The sequence below is a fragment of the Providencia sp. TYF-12 genome (assembly GCF_041344805.1).
Classification (GTDB): Bacteria; Pseudomonadota; Gammaproteobacteria; order Enterobacterales; family Enterobacteriaceae; genus Providencia; species Providencia huashanensis.
Window position 1 is genome coordinate 3,257,696 of record NZ_CP166833.1, and the last position, 14,265, is coordinate 3,271,960.

Here is a 14,265-nt window from a genome sequence, read left to right on the forward strand (position 1 = left end):
CTAATGGCTGGCTTGTTGGTTAATGATTGCTGTTATGCGTTGTAGTCTGGTTTTGCGTCGAAATATTCGGTTGCAGTTATTGCGTAACGCTCTCCACCGAGTGGCCGCTTATCGGTTATCACCCATTTGATGTTTTCGAGTTCAATTGATGTTGCTATCACATATCTAGAAGGTGCTTGCTTCTGGTACCCATCATAGAAATTGAGTTCGATATCCTCTGGCACACTTGCGATAAAGCCGAACTCAGTATCTGGTCTTGGCTCTGCTTTAAATTTCTGCGTTGTGTAACCCATGCTATCAGTGAGATACACCCACATTTCCTCATCTAATTTAATCTTTTCACTGGTTGTGAATGCCTCCCCGTTTCGCTCAGTGATGTAACCTGCTTGTTGGTTGGAGTCGTAGGTATCAGCTATCAGCACCATGTCTGACGGGTACACATTGCCGCCGTCTGCTAGGGTTGTCAGGCTGATACTTGTTCGTTGGTGAATAAGTCGGTTAGCTTCTAATAGCGCCCTATCCATTGCTTGATAGCGATTTCTACAGCCCTGCAAAACTATCTTATTAGGCGTGCGTGATAGCCCTTCCGTAATGCCGTTTTCATCAACTCGAAAGCGGATATAGTCTTTCTTGTTGCGAACTGGCTCGACATACTCCAATTCAATTCCGTCATACCCCGATGGCATGGACATGTCATACGATATCTTCATGTCGTTACCTGTGATATTTGACCGATTGAACGTGGTCATTGGGAATTCGCTAGATTGTTCACGCGAGAATGTGAGAACCGCATTGTCGTAATAAGCTGTCACTCGCGCGGAATTACAGATAGTTTCGATACGCTGACCGAGTGATATATCCTCATCATCGAATGTATAATCGAAGTAACCTAATCGCTCATCAGGCAAGCTATCGTAAATCCGATATAGTCCGTCGATATCAATGTTTCTCTCGCTTTCGCCAGCAGTAATCAGCCAAGTGTGCAGAACTGCATCAGCAAAACTACGCGATGGCCTGAGCGTATAATCAACTTGCTTTGATACTCGGTCATATGAAATAACCATGCGAGTGGCTAGCAGGTTATATTTCCGCTCTCTTGCTCCCGTTGGCGCTTCCGTTGCTCTCACTGACACATTAACAATCGTGTCATTCTCAAAAACGACATTCTCACGAACTCGTACAATGTGAGCGTTTTCGATTTTCATGATGCTTTGGTCACTACTGTTGTTGCGTCGAGTGAGTTGTACAGCGTAACGTCCACGACCTGAGTTAAGCGTTACTTTGTCAGTTTTGTAATAAACTCGCGCGCCGTTGTTAGCGCTTAGCGCAGTATTGAAGCTTTGACGAGTGCCAGCTATTTCCTCGTTATCCGTATTTATCTTCCAGATTTCGACAGTTGCATTGCAGTTATCACCGCCACCAAGTTGCGCTTGCAGGTGAATCCACATCTGGTCACCATCTACTGGAGAAAAGAACGGGCCTACTGTTAAAAACTGATTGTCATACAGGATGAATTTCGTTGTATTCACTACTGCATTCGGTGGAAGTTGCGCTAAATCAGTACCACTTAGGTTAGCAAAGAAGAATTCGTAATATTCAACTGGGTTAATCAACGAGCCATCGTCACTCTCTTTTACATCAACTAATTGAGCGTCAATTTTCACATCTTTAGTCACCGAACCCTGCGGAGTTTCATAGCTCACATTCACTGTCATTGAAATAGAGCGAGGTTTTGTCAGCTCGTAGAAGTATTCAAACTCATCTTGCTTAACGATTTTTATCGCAGCTTCACCGCCTTTTATCTCGCCAGAAACGACCTCGTTTGCTGTCGCCATTTGCTGTGGGATATCTTTACTTTCGTTAGGCCCTGGCAACTCTTGCCCGTCGATATCAGGAAACTCAAAACCTTCGTTAATCAGCGGGATAACTTCTTTTGGTCTGTATATCTTGTAGCTAGCACCTGCCATCGCCGTGAAATCAGATTCGGCAAATCGGATGCTTTCCGTTTTATATTCGCCAATGCCGATGTTTAGCCACTCGGTTACTGTCTTGAGGTTGTTGTTATACTCAAACATCGATTGTTGGATAAGGTCAGGAAACGCCCTTACTTGACCGTGAATCTCTGGTCTTGCTTGGTATGCCCGAGCAACGTTTGTTTGCCCTGTGAGTCGGTTATTCGGACTATCTTTAACATTCGACTCAGCTGCGGAAAATGACGGTGTTTTTGGTGCAAGAAACGAGAATACTTTCGTTACAAGGTTAAACACTGGATTCAGAATATCGCCAATAACGCTTTTAGGCTGGTCGAACACTTGAATAAAGTGAGTCGGTGTAATTTCGAAATCTAACTCGTCATCTTCTTGCAGTTCACGCCCGTTAACGAGAATGACAACGTCACTATGCAACTGTTGATGCACTAGAAAATCGCTATAAAAAAAAGAGCCGACTGTTAAATCGACTCTTTCTTTAGGTGTTCCCGCTATTCGCTGAATTTCAACTATCGGCATATTTCATAAACTCCAATTTCGTGAATTTCTTCTCAAGCACAATGAGCCTATCCATTCTTACAGCCCCGTTTTCGCCTCGACTATGAAATGCATTGCCATCGATGATTAAACCGATGTGAGCTGGCTGAGAGCCGCGATAGCCAATGAATATCCCGTCATCTATTGGGTGCTCGGTACGTTGCCAAAATTCGACTTCATTCTCATAGCAGGTTACAAAATCATGGTCCGATTCGTAGCCAGCATCATGATGAATTTCCGTACCTAGTACATACCTATAGTAAAGTACAACCAGCGCCCAACAATCACATGCTTCAAACGTACACGCACGATTCTTCCATGGCTTGCCTATCATCAGATTAATAAACTCTAATTTCGTCATTAAACCGTCTCCAGTCCTGTGAATTCTTCCATCGTGTAAATTCGACCAACGTTCTTATTCAGCGGGTTATTCATCGACAGCGTGACAGTGACTGATTCCGCATCAAGAGAGCAGTCTTTCACATACAGCGACCATTCGCTTATCGGATTGTTCATATCAGCAGAATCAAATAGCCTGAACGTTGCGATAATTGGCTTCATTCGAGTGTTTGACCGCCATAACTTGAGCTGCTGCTTAAAGTCCTGCGCTACTCGGCTAAACTTAACAGAAGCATCGATAATCGGCGTTTTGCTTTGCTGGCTTTCAGCGAGTTCAAAGTTACACGGCTGATACTCAACACCGCCCAATACCTTAGGCTCTATCTGTAAGCTGACTAAATGAATGTTTCCGAATGAATCATGGGAGAATTGAATGGTCTCGTAGAATGTACGCATTGGTCGTTGCGCTCTGTACTCTCTTAACTTCATTCTCCCCCCTTGCATCGTGGTAGGCGTTCAGTGACGACAATATCGAGTAGGCCCCATTCTTCAGGTAATAGCTCGACTATCAGGTCTCCGAACTCATCATCTGTATTGTTCAGTTTTCGGCAAATAATGCTTCCCGTCCACGTCACCACGCCAGCAACTATCGAGGTCTGCACTGGCATTTGAACGAAGTGAACTATTTGCTCTTGCAGTCCACTACCGCCCAAATCAATCTCCATCCGAAACCAACGCTTACCGTTATCAAGATAGTTAGGGCTTCGCAGCCATTGAGCAAAGCGCCTTTCCTGCTCTCGCCTCAATACCCACCGCACACTCCAAACGGTTTTTAAATCATCCGTCAGAGGTTGGAAAATAGGAGCGCCAACCTGTGGCTGGTCAGTCCTAAATCCCGTATCGATGGTCATGTTTTTGTCTGCCCTAATCGGTAATGGCATACCGCGAGGGTAATCAATAATTTCTTCGTTAAAGTCACCCATTTAGTAACCGCCTCTTGCTCTGCGATTTGTATTAAAGTTTCGCTCAATTGCTTGGCTTACAGTGCTTCCCTCGTCTATGCTTCGAGTGATTAGTTCTAACATCATCTGTCCGTCATTGCCTTGCTTAACTCTCTGGTCTTCAACTGAGAATGGCTGTCCTGTATGGATAATTGTTACCGATATATTTGCTGCGCCATTACTGGCCTTATCCGCAGGAACAACCTTCCCTGACTTATTCGGAATGAAAGCCTGTTTCCCGTCGTAAGTCTGGAATATCTCAGATTCGCCCGATTCATTAATACGATATGGATTTCCGCCTGATACGTTACCGCCGTAGCGACGACCGCCGAGTAATGACATCGATTGACCAGCTAGCATTGACGATTGGAAAGAAGCTAATCCGCTACCTGCCGCCGCGCCACCTGTTGCGATAGATGCCGCTATTGCCGCAGGCGTCCAAGCTGCCAACGCTGCCGCGCCTCCTGCTACTGCTGCCGCTGCGTTCGCTGTCTGTGCTGCAACTCCCATCGTTTTACTGATGATAAAGTTTTTCAGCATTTCAACGCCTACCTGCACGATTGAGTTAACGACACTGTTTAGAATTGTATTACCCAGCGAGCGCATAGCATCAGCTGCCGACATAGTGCCCGTCATAAGCCCTGTCATTACATTGGAAGCATTACCCGCGAACGAATCAACCGCAGACGCCAGCATTTCATAACTTAATGATTGATTCCTCATTAGCTCCCATTGTGCGGCTGTTTGCTGTTGTTGATACTGATTATCCATCGCTGTAATAAGCGCTCTGTATTGCATGTCAGTAGCTTGTTTTGCTGCTGTAAATTGCTCATGCGACATTTGCTGTTTAGCGTAGGAATCATCTAGTAACTGCTGCTCTTGATTGTAATACTCTCTCATCAAGGCTAATTTGCGGGTATTTTCGTTCTGTAATGCTTGCACAGGGTCGAACTTAGCGCGGTTCTCTGCTACTGGTGTGATGATATTATTGGCTGTGGCCTCTGCAATTTTAGTAGCGTATTCAGACGCGATTTCCAACCTGCGGCGCTGTGACTCTTCAAAGGAAATATCACCCGCTTTCAGTTGTCTTTCTATCTGTGCCAACTCATCAGTTTTCAGCTTCTCTGCTTTGGCGATCACATTAGCTTCTAGCGCTGCTCGTTTGTCTGCTAATCGTTGCTGAATATCGTACAACTCACCAGCTAAACGCTCTGCTTCCGCTATCTGCTCAGGACTTGCCTTATCGCCTAACGCCTTTCCGGCATCATATTGCGCTAACTTCTTAGAGCCTTCTTCGTAGCCTTTATTAAGGCGTTCGATTTCAGCTATTTGTCGTTTAATTGCCTTGCCCGCATCATCTGATGTTTTGGTCGATGCTTTAGATTGCTTTTCGTGCTCCCGTTCAGCCTCTACCAAGTCATAGTATGCTGTGGATTCTGCTATAATCTCATTCCTTTGAGTGGGATTATTTGTTACCTTTGCAGCCTCCATTTCTGCCTTTCTGATTGCTCTCTGGCGCTTATCTTTAATCTTAAGAAGCTCATTTTGTTCCTTAAGATTTAGTATTGCCTTCTTGCCTTCGTCTGTTTCTGGCTCTTCTCTTTTGGCATCATTCAGATCCCTTTGAGCATCTGCCGCAGCTTTTATTTTTTTCTGCAACGCACCAATCGCAGCACCCATTTTCCCAGCAACGCCAGATGCGTTATTCATTGCATCATAAAGTTCTTTATTTCTTGTTGTTAGCTCACCTGTAGCATCAGAAACATACTTTATTGTTCTCGCCAGCTTTGCTTGTGCTTCATCAATTTCCTTTGTCTTTATTGCAATTTCACGTTGCTGCTTTTCCAGTGACTCTGACTTACGTTGATAATCAGCTGTATTTCTTATCGTCCATTGATAGTTATCGTTCAGGGTTTCCAATTCTCCCTGTAATTTCTCAATAGCCTCTCTTTGAACATCAATAGAATTACTTGCCTCTGCCACGTTACCCATTAGGGCAACATCCGAAAGCTCCTTCATTCTGTTTGTCAGCGTTTCAATGGATTCAGCAAAGTCCAATGACTTTTGTTTGGCTGTCTCTGCTTGTTGCCAGTAATACAAGAGTGCCCCACCTGCCAACATTGCCACCCCAGCAGGCCCACCTACTAGTGCCATTGCAGACTTAAGAACCCCGACAGCTCTAGCACCTATAGCACTTGCTGCATTTATTCTATCTTGAGATGCTGCAACAGCGTTATTCGCTTGTACAAGAGCTAATTTAGCCGCCCTCTCTCTTTGTTGAGCAGCAACTATTTCATTCGATAATAAAACGCTTTGCTGAGATCGTTTGTTTTGCTCTATGTTATTTTGAAGTCTTGCTCTATCTAACTGAGCATTACGAACTTCTGCCGCAGCTCTTCTCTGCGCTTGTTGTGCAGCTTCTAGTTGAGCATTTGCATTTTCTTTAAAAGCCTTACTTTGATTTAACGTTTGAACAGCGGAGTTTTTCATGGCGTTAGCGAGCGTGCCAAAATATTTAGCAGCACCTATCGCCACCATTGCTGTTATTGCAGTTGATACTTTATCAAAGTTTTCTGTTAGTACTGCAAAGCCAGCGGAAACCGTTCTTGTTATACCTAAAGATTGGTTTAATTCGCCATAATAGGCTTTCGCGGAGTTTGTTAGTTTGGTGAACCCGTCAGCAACAGTGTTGTCCATTGAGTCTGCTAAGGCATTGTTGGCTTCCTTAGCTCCATTCATTGAATCAACAAATAGCTTCATAGAAATACCAGTTTCCAATGCCATTTTTTTAACATCATTCTCAGTGACTTTTATACCACCTCGCAATCTGGATAATTCTTTTGCTATATCGCCAACGACAGAAGGAGTCGCATTTAATACAGAGTGCCAATCATTACCCTTAAGTGTGCCTACCACCATTGCTCTATTGAGGGCATTCATTGCTGATTCTGTTTGCTGTGTTCCTGTGGCGTTAGCTGTAAATGCTGAAGAAAGTGATTCTATATAATCAATTGTTTGCTCTGTATTGTATCCAAGCTCTTTCATTGAAGTTGCAGAACCAGCGTACAGTGACTGTACCGTTTCAACGGCCTTACCATTTCTGTTGCTTATTTTTACAAATCTATCTTGTATTTCAGCGTATTTTTCAACGTCTCCCTCAACAGAATTAAGGGCCATCTTGATGCGTGCTGCCATCTGCCCCCAATCATCTACAGCCTTTATAATCGCCCCAGCAGATAATGCAGAGCTAACAGCTAATGCGGCTTTGGAAAATGAAAGCATCGATTTCTCTGATTTCTCTACTGACCTTGACGCCTTGTCAAAACTAGTTTCCAGATCACTTAAACTGTTATCTACCTGCTTATTTGAAACCAACAGCTGCTCGGTGTCAGCCTTAATAACAAATTCAATCGAACCTGCATTTACTGTCATGATAACCTCTTGAAAAAAGAAAGCCCCGTCAAGTGACAGGGCTGTTAGCTAAAATAAAAAACCCCGCCAATTGGCAGGGTCTGTTAATCAGTTGTGAACTATTACTATTTTATTTTGCAGTTCATTAGAAGTTGCCCTGATTTGTCGGGATAAACCACATTGAAAATTCCCACTTTATTTGTAAATGCAACATTCAAATCTTCACCATCAAAAAATAAATAGTCATCGCCATTGCTGTCTTTCTTTTCACTAAGCTTTGGAGTTGTGAATTCGCCATTTTTCAGTCCCTTAACTGTAATGACTCTATTTTCGACGATTATGTTAGCCTTTGTTGTATCTTTAGGGAATGCGTTAGGATTGCCATTTGATATAACTTGGCTATTGGATATTTGATCCACATCGCAGATATATTCACCATCGTATTTAGGGTCGCTTTCACCACACCCTGCCAGCAAAGCAACCACCGCAGCCACTGCTAATATTCTTTTCATCTCACCATCCCATCAATTAGTTTCAGTAATGTTAGCGCAGCGAGGATGCAAATTGAAGCAAACAAAAAACCTGCCGAAGCAGGTCTAGTTACACCTCTCATCCCATATCTTCTGGAAATCGGGCTCTGGCACCATTTCACCTTCAAAGTCGAATAAAGGGATGGAGAATACGCACTCGCCTTCTTGATTCGCTGCAACCTCAACAATAAATCTTTTGTACTTATAAGGCAGGTCATCTTTGAATGTAAACACTTCTCCACAAACATCACCTACAGCCTTGCGGCTCATGCTTTTACCTGCTTGGTAAAAAGTAACATTTCTCATGTCGGCTGCTTTTGGCTGATGCATAAGGTCAATTACAGCTTGTTTAGCGCCGTCAATAATAGTTGGTTTTTTACTGGTGTTAATTGATACACCTATAACAAAAGTTAATAATACCAACAGAAAAATACACAGAACTCGCAAGATTTTAGCATGCACACTAAATTACCAACCGTTAAATCAGATGATTAAAATGTACCCTCAATGCAGAGTTCAGGCAATAAAAAACCCACCGGAGTGGGTGGGTTGTTATGATAGCTTGTATTTGGCAGACTAATTTGGAGCCTCTTCACTATCAGAGCTGTCTTGGTTCTTATTTCCCTTTCTACCTGCGGCAAACACAGCAGCTAATGCCACTAGGTTTCCTGTAATGAGAGTTCCTGCAAACCAATACGCACCATCTTTAGCAAAATAAGTTGCAATAATTAATACGCTTATTGAGAGAAAAAAACCCATCCATTGCCCGCGACTATCTTTTTTTATAGCTCCCTTAAGGGCCGTTTTATGCGTATCATGCCTAAAGCTTTGCTCTTTTTCTGTTAGGCAGAAAATTCTTTCCGCTCCTCCAGGAAGGATTTCTTCATACCTCTGCAAAAAGTCAGGCGGTGGCAAAGGCCCTCTAAAAGACTCTTTTTTCTGAACGATAGCCATGACTCTAGGATTATCCAATATTCTTTCAAGTATTATTGGATTATCAATCACTGTACTTTCTATTTTCGCTATCGCACCATCAACATCTGAGCCCTGATCGGGATTATCATCGTCAATGGTCACAATTTCATCTTTAGGCTTTAAATCCATGAGCTATTTCTTTTCTGTTACGCAATAAGACTCTAGACCAGCAGCAACCTTGGTCATGTCTTTCCCCACATATTCGATATCTTTTTTTAGGCGATCTTGGTCTCGCCCTTGCGCTGCCATTTTTCTGTAATTTGTAGCAGGAGCCAAGTCCATTATGCTCCCCATAGCTATGAGATATCTGCGCATTGTTGCTGTCATGTGACACCTCCGCTTAGTTAAAAACCACAATTCATAGTTTGTGGTTACATCAAATTGCTAAATATACCTTGGAGTATATTAGAATTAAGTTAACTTAACTGCAAGCTCTACTTGTATCTTGAATATCGAGGTGTATAATACGCCACCCTTGTAATGACTGTGGTTATAACCAGCTACTAACTCTTAGGTAGCACTATAAAATTATCTAGAATTTCCTTCACGATTTCTTTCTTCAATGAGTTAATCAGCAACGTTGAACCAAGATCACAATCAGGAACTGTGCCGTTCAAGGCGTCAGATAATATACTGATGATTTCTGAATTCATTGACCGTCCATTACTATCAGCCCTATCAGCAATTGCATCTCTCATACCGCTAGGTAGTCTCAAACTAAATTTATCCATTAACTGGCTAGGAAATTTATCTGTCATTTTGTTTACCTGTTAAGTTAGAAGCCCATCCTTGGGCTATGTGGTTAAGCTGGTAATGAATCCAATCTTAATCTATTTAGAATTCTAGAGTTGTCTGTTTGCTTTGGTTCGATGTGGCGAGTTAATCTATCAAGTAACTTTCTTATCTCACTATTCGCCCTGCTAGCCTCTTTAGGCATATCGTAATATCTACCCTCTAATCTATGCTCTGCTGCATGAAGTATCGGGTAAACCTCGCTCATGGCTGCACAACACAATGATAAGTAATTCCACTGCCAGCAAAGAGTGATTAACTCATCATCTGTTATTTGCTGATTTGATAAAGGTAACTCGTCCTGCTTAGGTATGTATTCACCTTCCATCACTAACTTGTGAACATACTCAACTGCCATCGGTATCTGATCTGCTGTAAGTTCGTCAATCCCGCTAACATTAAATTTCTGATGTACTAGCGAATACGCTTCTGGGTACATAATGCCCTTTTTACTTACCAGTAGATTAACAGCGTTCTTTAATGGGTTGCGTTCCTGAACTGTTGATTTATGTTTAGCCTTAACTTCACCCGTAGTCCAATACTCATAAAGTACGTCGTCGCATTCTTCTTGATACTGGATCACCTTATCACGGATTTCAGCTTTAACTTTGTTAGGGCTGATAGTGTGAAGCCAGCCAGTAAGTTTACGGAGGGCTAGGCAAATCATTGATTGCTCACCGCCTTTTGTAGGTATGGTGATTTCCACCATGCCTTTAGAAAACCTTGATTTAATCTTGCTGAATTGGCTTTTCCAGTCTAACCCCATGCCTTCTACAATTGGCTTCATCGGTACATGCGGCTCACCGTTGTAATTAACCACATATAGATTATCACCGTGGAAAGGCACATTAATTGTTGATATAGTATTCATAGTTCGTTTCTCTCTAGGTTTCGGACTAAACTTGAAGCCCTGACTATTGCAAGTAGTTGGGGCTTCTCTATTTTATGCACTCAATATCCCATCAGCTTTTAGACTTTTTATTAATCTCTGGATTATTTCAGAGTTTAACGATCTACCCTCATCTTTTGCTGACTTCTTTAGAGCCTCTTTGAGACTTGGCTCCATTCTTACACCAAATGGTGCGATATCCCTTACTTTCATTTAATACCTCCGTTTTGGTTTCACTATCATTACACGGTGAGAGTATTAAGTCAAAAAAATATTCACTACACTGTGATATCACACAACAGTGAGAGTGAATATGAAAGGCATGAGAAGCATTGCACCATTCGGCGTAAGAATGTCGGATGATTTAAAAGAGAAACTAACTGTAAGAGCTGCACAGAATGGCAGATCATTAAATTCAGAAATAGTAATGATACTGCAAGAAGCTGTAGACGCGGCATCAACTACGCCACAAACAAGCGCAGAGCACCAAGCAGCAATCCAAGCAGAAGAGTTTAAGAAGGTTGTTTATGACTCCCTAGTGAAACTTTACGAATTTAAAAAATAAAATACTTGAGGTGTGAGATGTGTGCTAAGCAAGTCAAGAAAGAGCAAACTTTAAAAACAAAAAAAGAACAAGATAACTTAGATAAAGAAATCAAAAGACTTGAAAAAGTAACCGATCATGAAATACGAGAGTATCCAATCGGTGTTATTGTAGAAAAATTTCAAAATGGCCTAGAAGAAGATGAGGCAGAGCTGTTTATACCTGACTATCAACGCGAATATGTATGGGATATTAAACAAAAATCAAGATTCATTGAGTCCCTCCTGCTAAAGCTTCCAATACCTTACATTTTCGTTGCCGATGTCAGCGAAGGAGATAATGCAGGTCGAATAGAAATAGTAGATGGAAGCCAGAGGATTAGAACTTTATACTCTTTTTTAAATAATAAATTTACTTTAACTGGGCTCAAGAAACTTCCCGCTGCAAATGGCTTTAAATATTCAGATTTTAACCAACCAAGGCGACTACGTTTTGCTAGAAAGACAATAAGAATGATCGAGTTAACAGAACGATGCGATGAAGAAACTCGTAGAGAGATTTTTGACCGCCTAAATTCGGGTGGAACGAAACTAAACACAATGGAGCAACGACGTGGTAGTAATGATGGTAAATTCTTAACTTTCATAAAAGAACTTGCTAATAATGATTTATTTAAATCCATATGCCCGATAACTAAAGTCCGTCAGGATCGCTCTGAATATTTAGAATTAGTATTACGATACTTCGCGTACTCTGATGGATATCTAAACTTCCAAAAAAGTGTCGATGATTTCTTAACTGAGTATTTAATGGATAAAAATAAATCATTAACAGCTACTGACAAAAAGAAACTTAAAAAACAATTCATTGATATGTGTACATTTATAGACACATATTTCCCGGGTGGATTCAGAAAAACCACAAATGCGACTACCGTGCCTAGAATTAGATTTGAATCCCTATCAGTTGGCGCAACTCTAGCATTGAGGGAAAACCCTAAGTTAGTACCGAAAAATATTGATACATGGGTGAATTCGAAAGAGTTCGTCACGCACACTCGTTCTGATGCAAGCAACTCTCGACCAAAAGTAAAAGGTAGAATTGAATATGTTAGGGATAACTTACTAGGTAAATCCCCAGAGCCTATCCCCTCTGATGAAAATGAAAATCTAGAGGAATAGTCTATGGCAGATATGAAAAGTAGGATCCTATTTGATGAGCGTGCAAATGATATCGAAGAGTATTTTTCCTTTATTGGAATGCTTATTAATAAAAAACCAAGTCTATCCTATCAAGATGGCAGCTCAATTAAAACAGAACGCATATCAATGGATATGACCCACATACTAAAATCAAATGCATGGATCTTGCTATACAATCTGATAGAAGCAACTATCTCAAATGCTATAGAGGATATTCATGATGAAATTTTGAGTAACAATAGCTTAAGTGCAGATCTTCTTTGTATTAACCTTACAAAAATAGCCCTAAAAAATATCGACGAGTCAACAATTAATGATTTTGATTATGGGAGTTTTGATGCGTCTAAAATTATTCTTGATTCTTGGCTGAAGAAACATAAGAGCCTTGTTGAAAATAACAAAAATCCTTTATTCTCTGGTAACGTTGATGCAAAGAAAATAAGAAAAATAGCTGATAGTTATGGATTTTCATTTAAAACAGACAAAAATAAAACAAGAAATGGAGCTTGCTTGGTTAACATAAAGAACTCAAGAAACTCACTAGCTCACGGTTCTAATTCTTTCAGAGAAAAAGGAAGAGAGACATCTATTGACGAATTACTAAAATTCAAAAACGAGGTAATTTATTACCTTGATGGCATTTTAGACAATATAGAGTCTTACATTTATGCCAAAAAATTTTTACGACAACCCATTACCTCTGACTTATAATAAACTATATTAATTCACGCTTTATATATTCTTTTAGGTGGCTCATTATTGAGTCACCAATTGCCTTCCCCAATAAAACAGGAACTGCATTCCCAATCATTTTACCTGTAGCTTTCATTGAAATTTTATTTCCATCTTCTGCAAACTGATAATTTTTTGGAAATGTTTGTAATAAAGCAGCTTCGCGCAGAGAAATAGCACGATCCTGTTCTGGATGACCGAACCTGCCGTTTCCAAAGCCATAACAAAGCGTTGTCATTGTTGGACTCGGCTTATCCCATTCCATTCTTCCATAAACGCTCGCGTAGCCTTTCCCTGTCTCTTTCTTGTGGCAATCAGCGACGAGCTCATTAGGCCAATCCCTCCAAGTTCCACCTGGAGATGAATGCTTGATTCTCAGCTTATTTATTTTTGATAGCTTGCTAGCTCTATGCAAAGGATCAATTTCGCATATCTGACCATCTTTTATCTGAGGAAGCCAATCAATAGCATCTCTGACGCTAACTTGATTATCACTTGGAGGTATGAAACTTATTTCACCATATTTAGATGCTAGTAAAACATGGCGTTCCCTCTTTTGAGGAACCCCATACTTAGTACAATCTATGGTTCCAGACCATACGAAATAACCCTGCTTAACGAGTGAGTCGTGAAAATCAGTATAAACCTGATGCCGTATAACGCCCGGCACATTTTCCATTGTTATAATGTCTGGAGATGTTTCTTTTATTAATCGTTCAAACTCATAAAGTAACGGCCATTTTGTATCTTTTGTTTTGTCCATTGACGATGTATATGTGGAAAATGGCTGACATGGCGCACAACCTGCTAGCACCTTTATATTAGCACCTCCAAATAAATCCAATACATCCTCTTTACTGAGGTCCTTCACATCTTTATCAATAAACGTAGAACCATTATTGAATTCATATGCAAATTTACACTCACTTGCTATGTCGATACCTGCTGACACAGTTAAACCTGCCTGCATAAGACCATGAGTCAACCCGCCTGCACCACAAAACAAATCGACAACTCTTACTTCCATAGCCCCTCCAGTTTAAACTATCTGTAGTATAGCTTCACTGAAAAAAAATCTCGAGGAGTTTTTGGCTATTTATCGAAAAAAACATTAGCTTGATTAATTTTTATTCTACCTAATAACTAGATTACCATCTTACAATGTGGGCATGCCTGCCTTTCTTCACACCCGCTTTCCATGCGGCGTATCAGTTCCTTTTTTAACCTTTCGCTTTTATCATTCTTGAAGTTACTAATATAATCATCGGTAGGGACTGGCTTTGTTGTTGGTTTAGGCTCTCTCATAGCAACTCCTGACATCTCAA

At 41.1% G+C, this 14,265-nt stretch carries 16 protein-coding genes and 1 pseudogene; 3 read left to right on the top strand and 14 right to left on the bottom strand.

What is annotated here, in order from left to right; all coding sequences use genetic code 11:
• Positions 1 to 32: 32 nt before the first annotated feature.
• The 12 genes and pseudogenes from ABE954_RS14935 to ABE954_RS14990 all read right to left on the bottom strand — a co-directional run bounded on the left by ABE954_RS14935 (position 33) and on the right by ABE954_RS14990 (position 10,675).
• A complete protein-coding gene (locus ABE954_RS14935; protein WP_371025538.1) occupies positions 33 to 2,507 on the bottom strand; it encodes a host specificity factor TipJ family phage tail protein in 2,475 nt (824 codons plus the stop codon).
• Positions 2,494 to 2,886, bottom strand: coding sequence for an NlpC/P60 family protein (locus ABE954_RS14940; RefSeq protein WP_371025539.1), 393 nt, complete (start codon positions 2,884 to 2,886; stop codon positions 2,494 to 2,496). The genes ABE954_RS14935 and ABE954_RS14940 overlap by 14 nt, the downstream gene beginning before the upstream one ends.
• The gene (locus ABE954_RS14945) at positions 2,886 to 3,353 is read right to left on the bottom strand and encodes a DUF1833 family protein (RefSeq protein WP_371025540.1); all 468 of its coding nucleotides are present in this window, start codon (positions 3,351 to 3,353) and stop codon (positions 2,886 to 2,888) included. The genes ABE954_RS14940 and ABE954_RS14945 overlap by 1 nt, the downstream gene beginning before the upstream one ends.
• On the bottom strand, positions 3,350 to 3,847 hold the full coding sequence (locus ABE954_RS14950) for a hypothetical protein (RefSeq protein WP_136135590.1): 498 nt from the start codon (positions 3,845 to 3,847) through the stop codon (positions 3,350 to 3,352). Before ABE954_RS14950 ends, ABE954_RS14945 begins: the two co-directional genes overlap by 4 nt.
• The gene (locus ABE954_RS14955) at positions 3,848 to 7,297 is read right to left on the bottom strand and encodes a tape measure protein (RefSeq protein WP_371025541.1); all 3,450 of its coding nucleotides are present in this window, start codon (positions 7,295 to 7,297) and stop codon (positions 3,848 to 3,850) included.
• 104 nt (positions 7,298 to 7,401) lie between these two features.
• Entirely contained in the window at positions 7,402 to 7,788 is a 387-nt protein-coding gene (locus tag ABE954_RS14960; protein WP_272515455.1) for a hypothetical protein, read from the bottom strand.
• Positions 7,789 to 7,872: 84 nt separating this feature from the next.
• Positions 7,873 to 8,268, bottom strand: coding sequence for a hypothetical protein (locus ABE954_RS14965; protein ID WP_272680720.1), 396 nt, complete (start codon positions 8,266 to 8,268; stop codon positions 7,873 to 7,875).
• A gap of 114 nt (positions 8,269 to 8,382) precedes the next feature.
• Positions 8,383 to 8,910, bottom strand: a complete 528-nt coding sequence (locus ABE954_RS14970) for a DUF2335 domain-containing protein (protein WP_096864246.1) — start codon at positions 8,908 to 8,910, stop codon at positions 8,383 to 8,385.
• A gap of 3 nt (positions 8,911 to 8,913) precedes the next feature.
• The gene (locus tag ABE954_RS14975; RefSeq protein WP_171831162.1) at positions 8,914 to 9,063 is read right to left on the bottom strand and encodes a hypothetical protein; all 150 of its coding nucleotides are present in this window, start codon (positions 9,061 to 9,063) and stop codon (positions 8,914 to 8,916) included.
• A gap of 329 nt (positions 9,064 to 9,392) precedes the next feature.
• Positions 9,393 to 9,539, bottom strand: a pseudogene (locus tag ABE954_RS14980) (Arc family DNA-binding protein); the annotation flags it as partial.
• Between the two features lie 44 nt (positions 9,540 to 9,583).
• A complete protein-coding gene (locus tag ABE954_RS14985) occupies positions 9,584 to 10,444 on the bottom strand; it encodes a phage antirepressor N-terminal domain-containing protein (protein ID WP_371025542.1) in 861 nt (286 codons plus the stop codon).
• 72 nt (positions 10,445 to 10,516) lie between these two features.
• Complete coding sequence (locus tag ABE954_RS14990) at positions 10,517 to 10,675, bottom strand: Arc family DNA-binding protein (RefSeq protein WP_165880893.1); 159 nt, start codon at positions 10,673 to 10,675, stop codon at positions 10,517 to 10,519.
• A gap of 100 nt (positions 10,676 to 10,775) precedes the next feature.
• Here ABE954_RS14990 and ABE954_RS14995 point away from each other — a divergent pair, with 100 nt between their 5' ends.
• The 3 genes from ABE954_RS14995 to ABE954_RS15005 are packed head-to-tail and all read left to right on the top strand — an operon-like array spanning position 10,776 to position 12,919.
• Positions 10,776 to 11,027: an Arc family DNA-binding protein gene (locus ABE954_RS14995; protein ID WP_371025543.1), complete on the top strand. Its 252-nt coding sequence runs from the start codon at positions 10,776 to 10,778 to the stop codon at positions 11,025 to 11,027.
• Between the two features lie 17 nt (positions 11,028 to 11,044).
• Positions 11,045 to 12,187, top strand: a complete 1,143-nt coding sequence (locus ABE954_RS15000) for a DUF262 domain-containing protein (RefSeq protein ID WP_371025544.1) — start codon at positions 11,045 to 11,047, stop codon at positions 12,185 to 12,187.
• A gap of 3 nt (positions 12,188 to 12,190) precedes the next feature.
• Complete coding sequence (locus ABE954_RS15005; RefSeq protein WP_371025545.1) at positions 12,191 to 12,919, top strand: MAE_28990/MAE_18760 family HEPN-like nuclease; 729 nt, start codon at positions 12,191 to 12,193, stop codon at positions 12,917 to 12,919.
• 4 nt (positions 12,920 to 12,923) lie between these two features.
• On the opposite strand, the gene ABE954_RS15010 is transcribed toward ABE954_RS15005, so the two are convergent.
• Positions 12,924 to 13,967, bottom strand: coding sequence for a DNA cytosine methyltransferase (locus ABE954_RS15010; RefSeq protein ID WP_371025546.1), 1,044 nt, complete (start codon positions 13,965 to 13,967; stop codon positions 12,924 to 12,926).
• Between the two features lie 116 nt (positions 13,968 to 14,083).
• Positions 14,084 to 14,245 (bottom strand): hypothetical protein, encoded by a 162-nt coding sequence (locus ABE954_RS15015; protein ID WP_371025547.1) that lies wholly within the window; start codon positions 14,243 to 14,245, stop codon positions 14,084 to 14,086.
• Positions 14,246 to 14,265 lie beyond the last annotated feature (20 nt).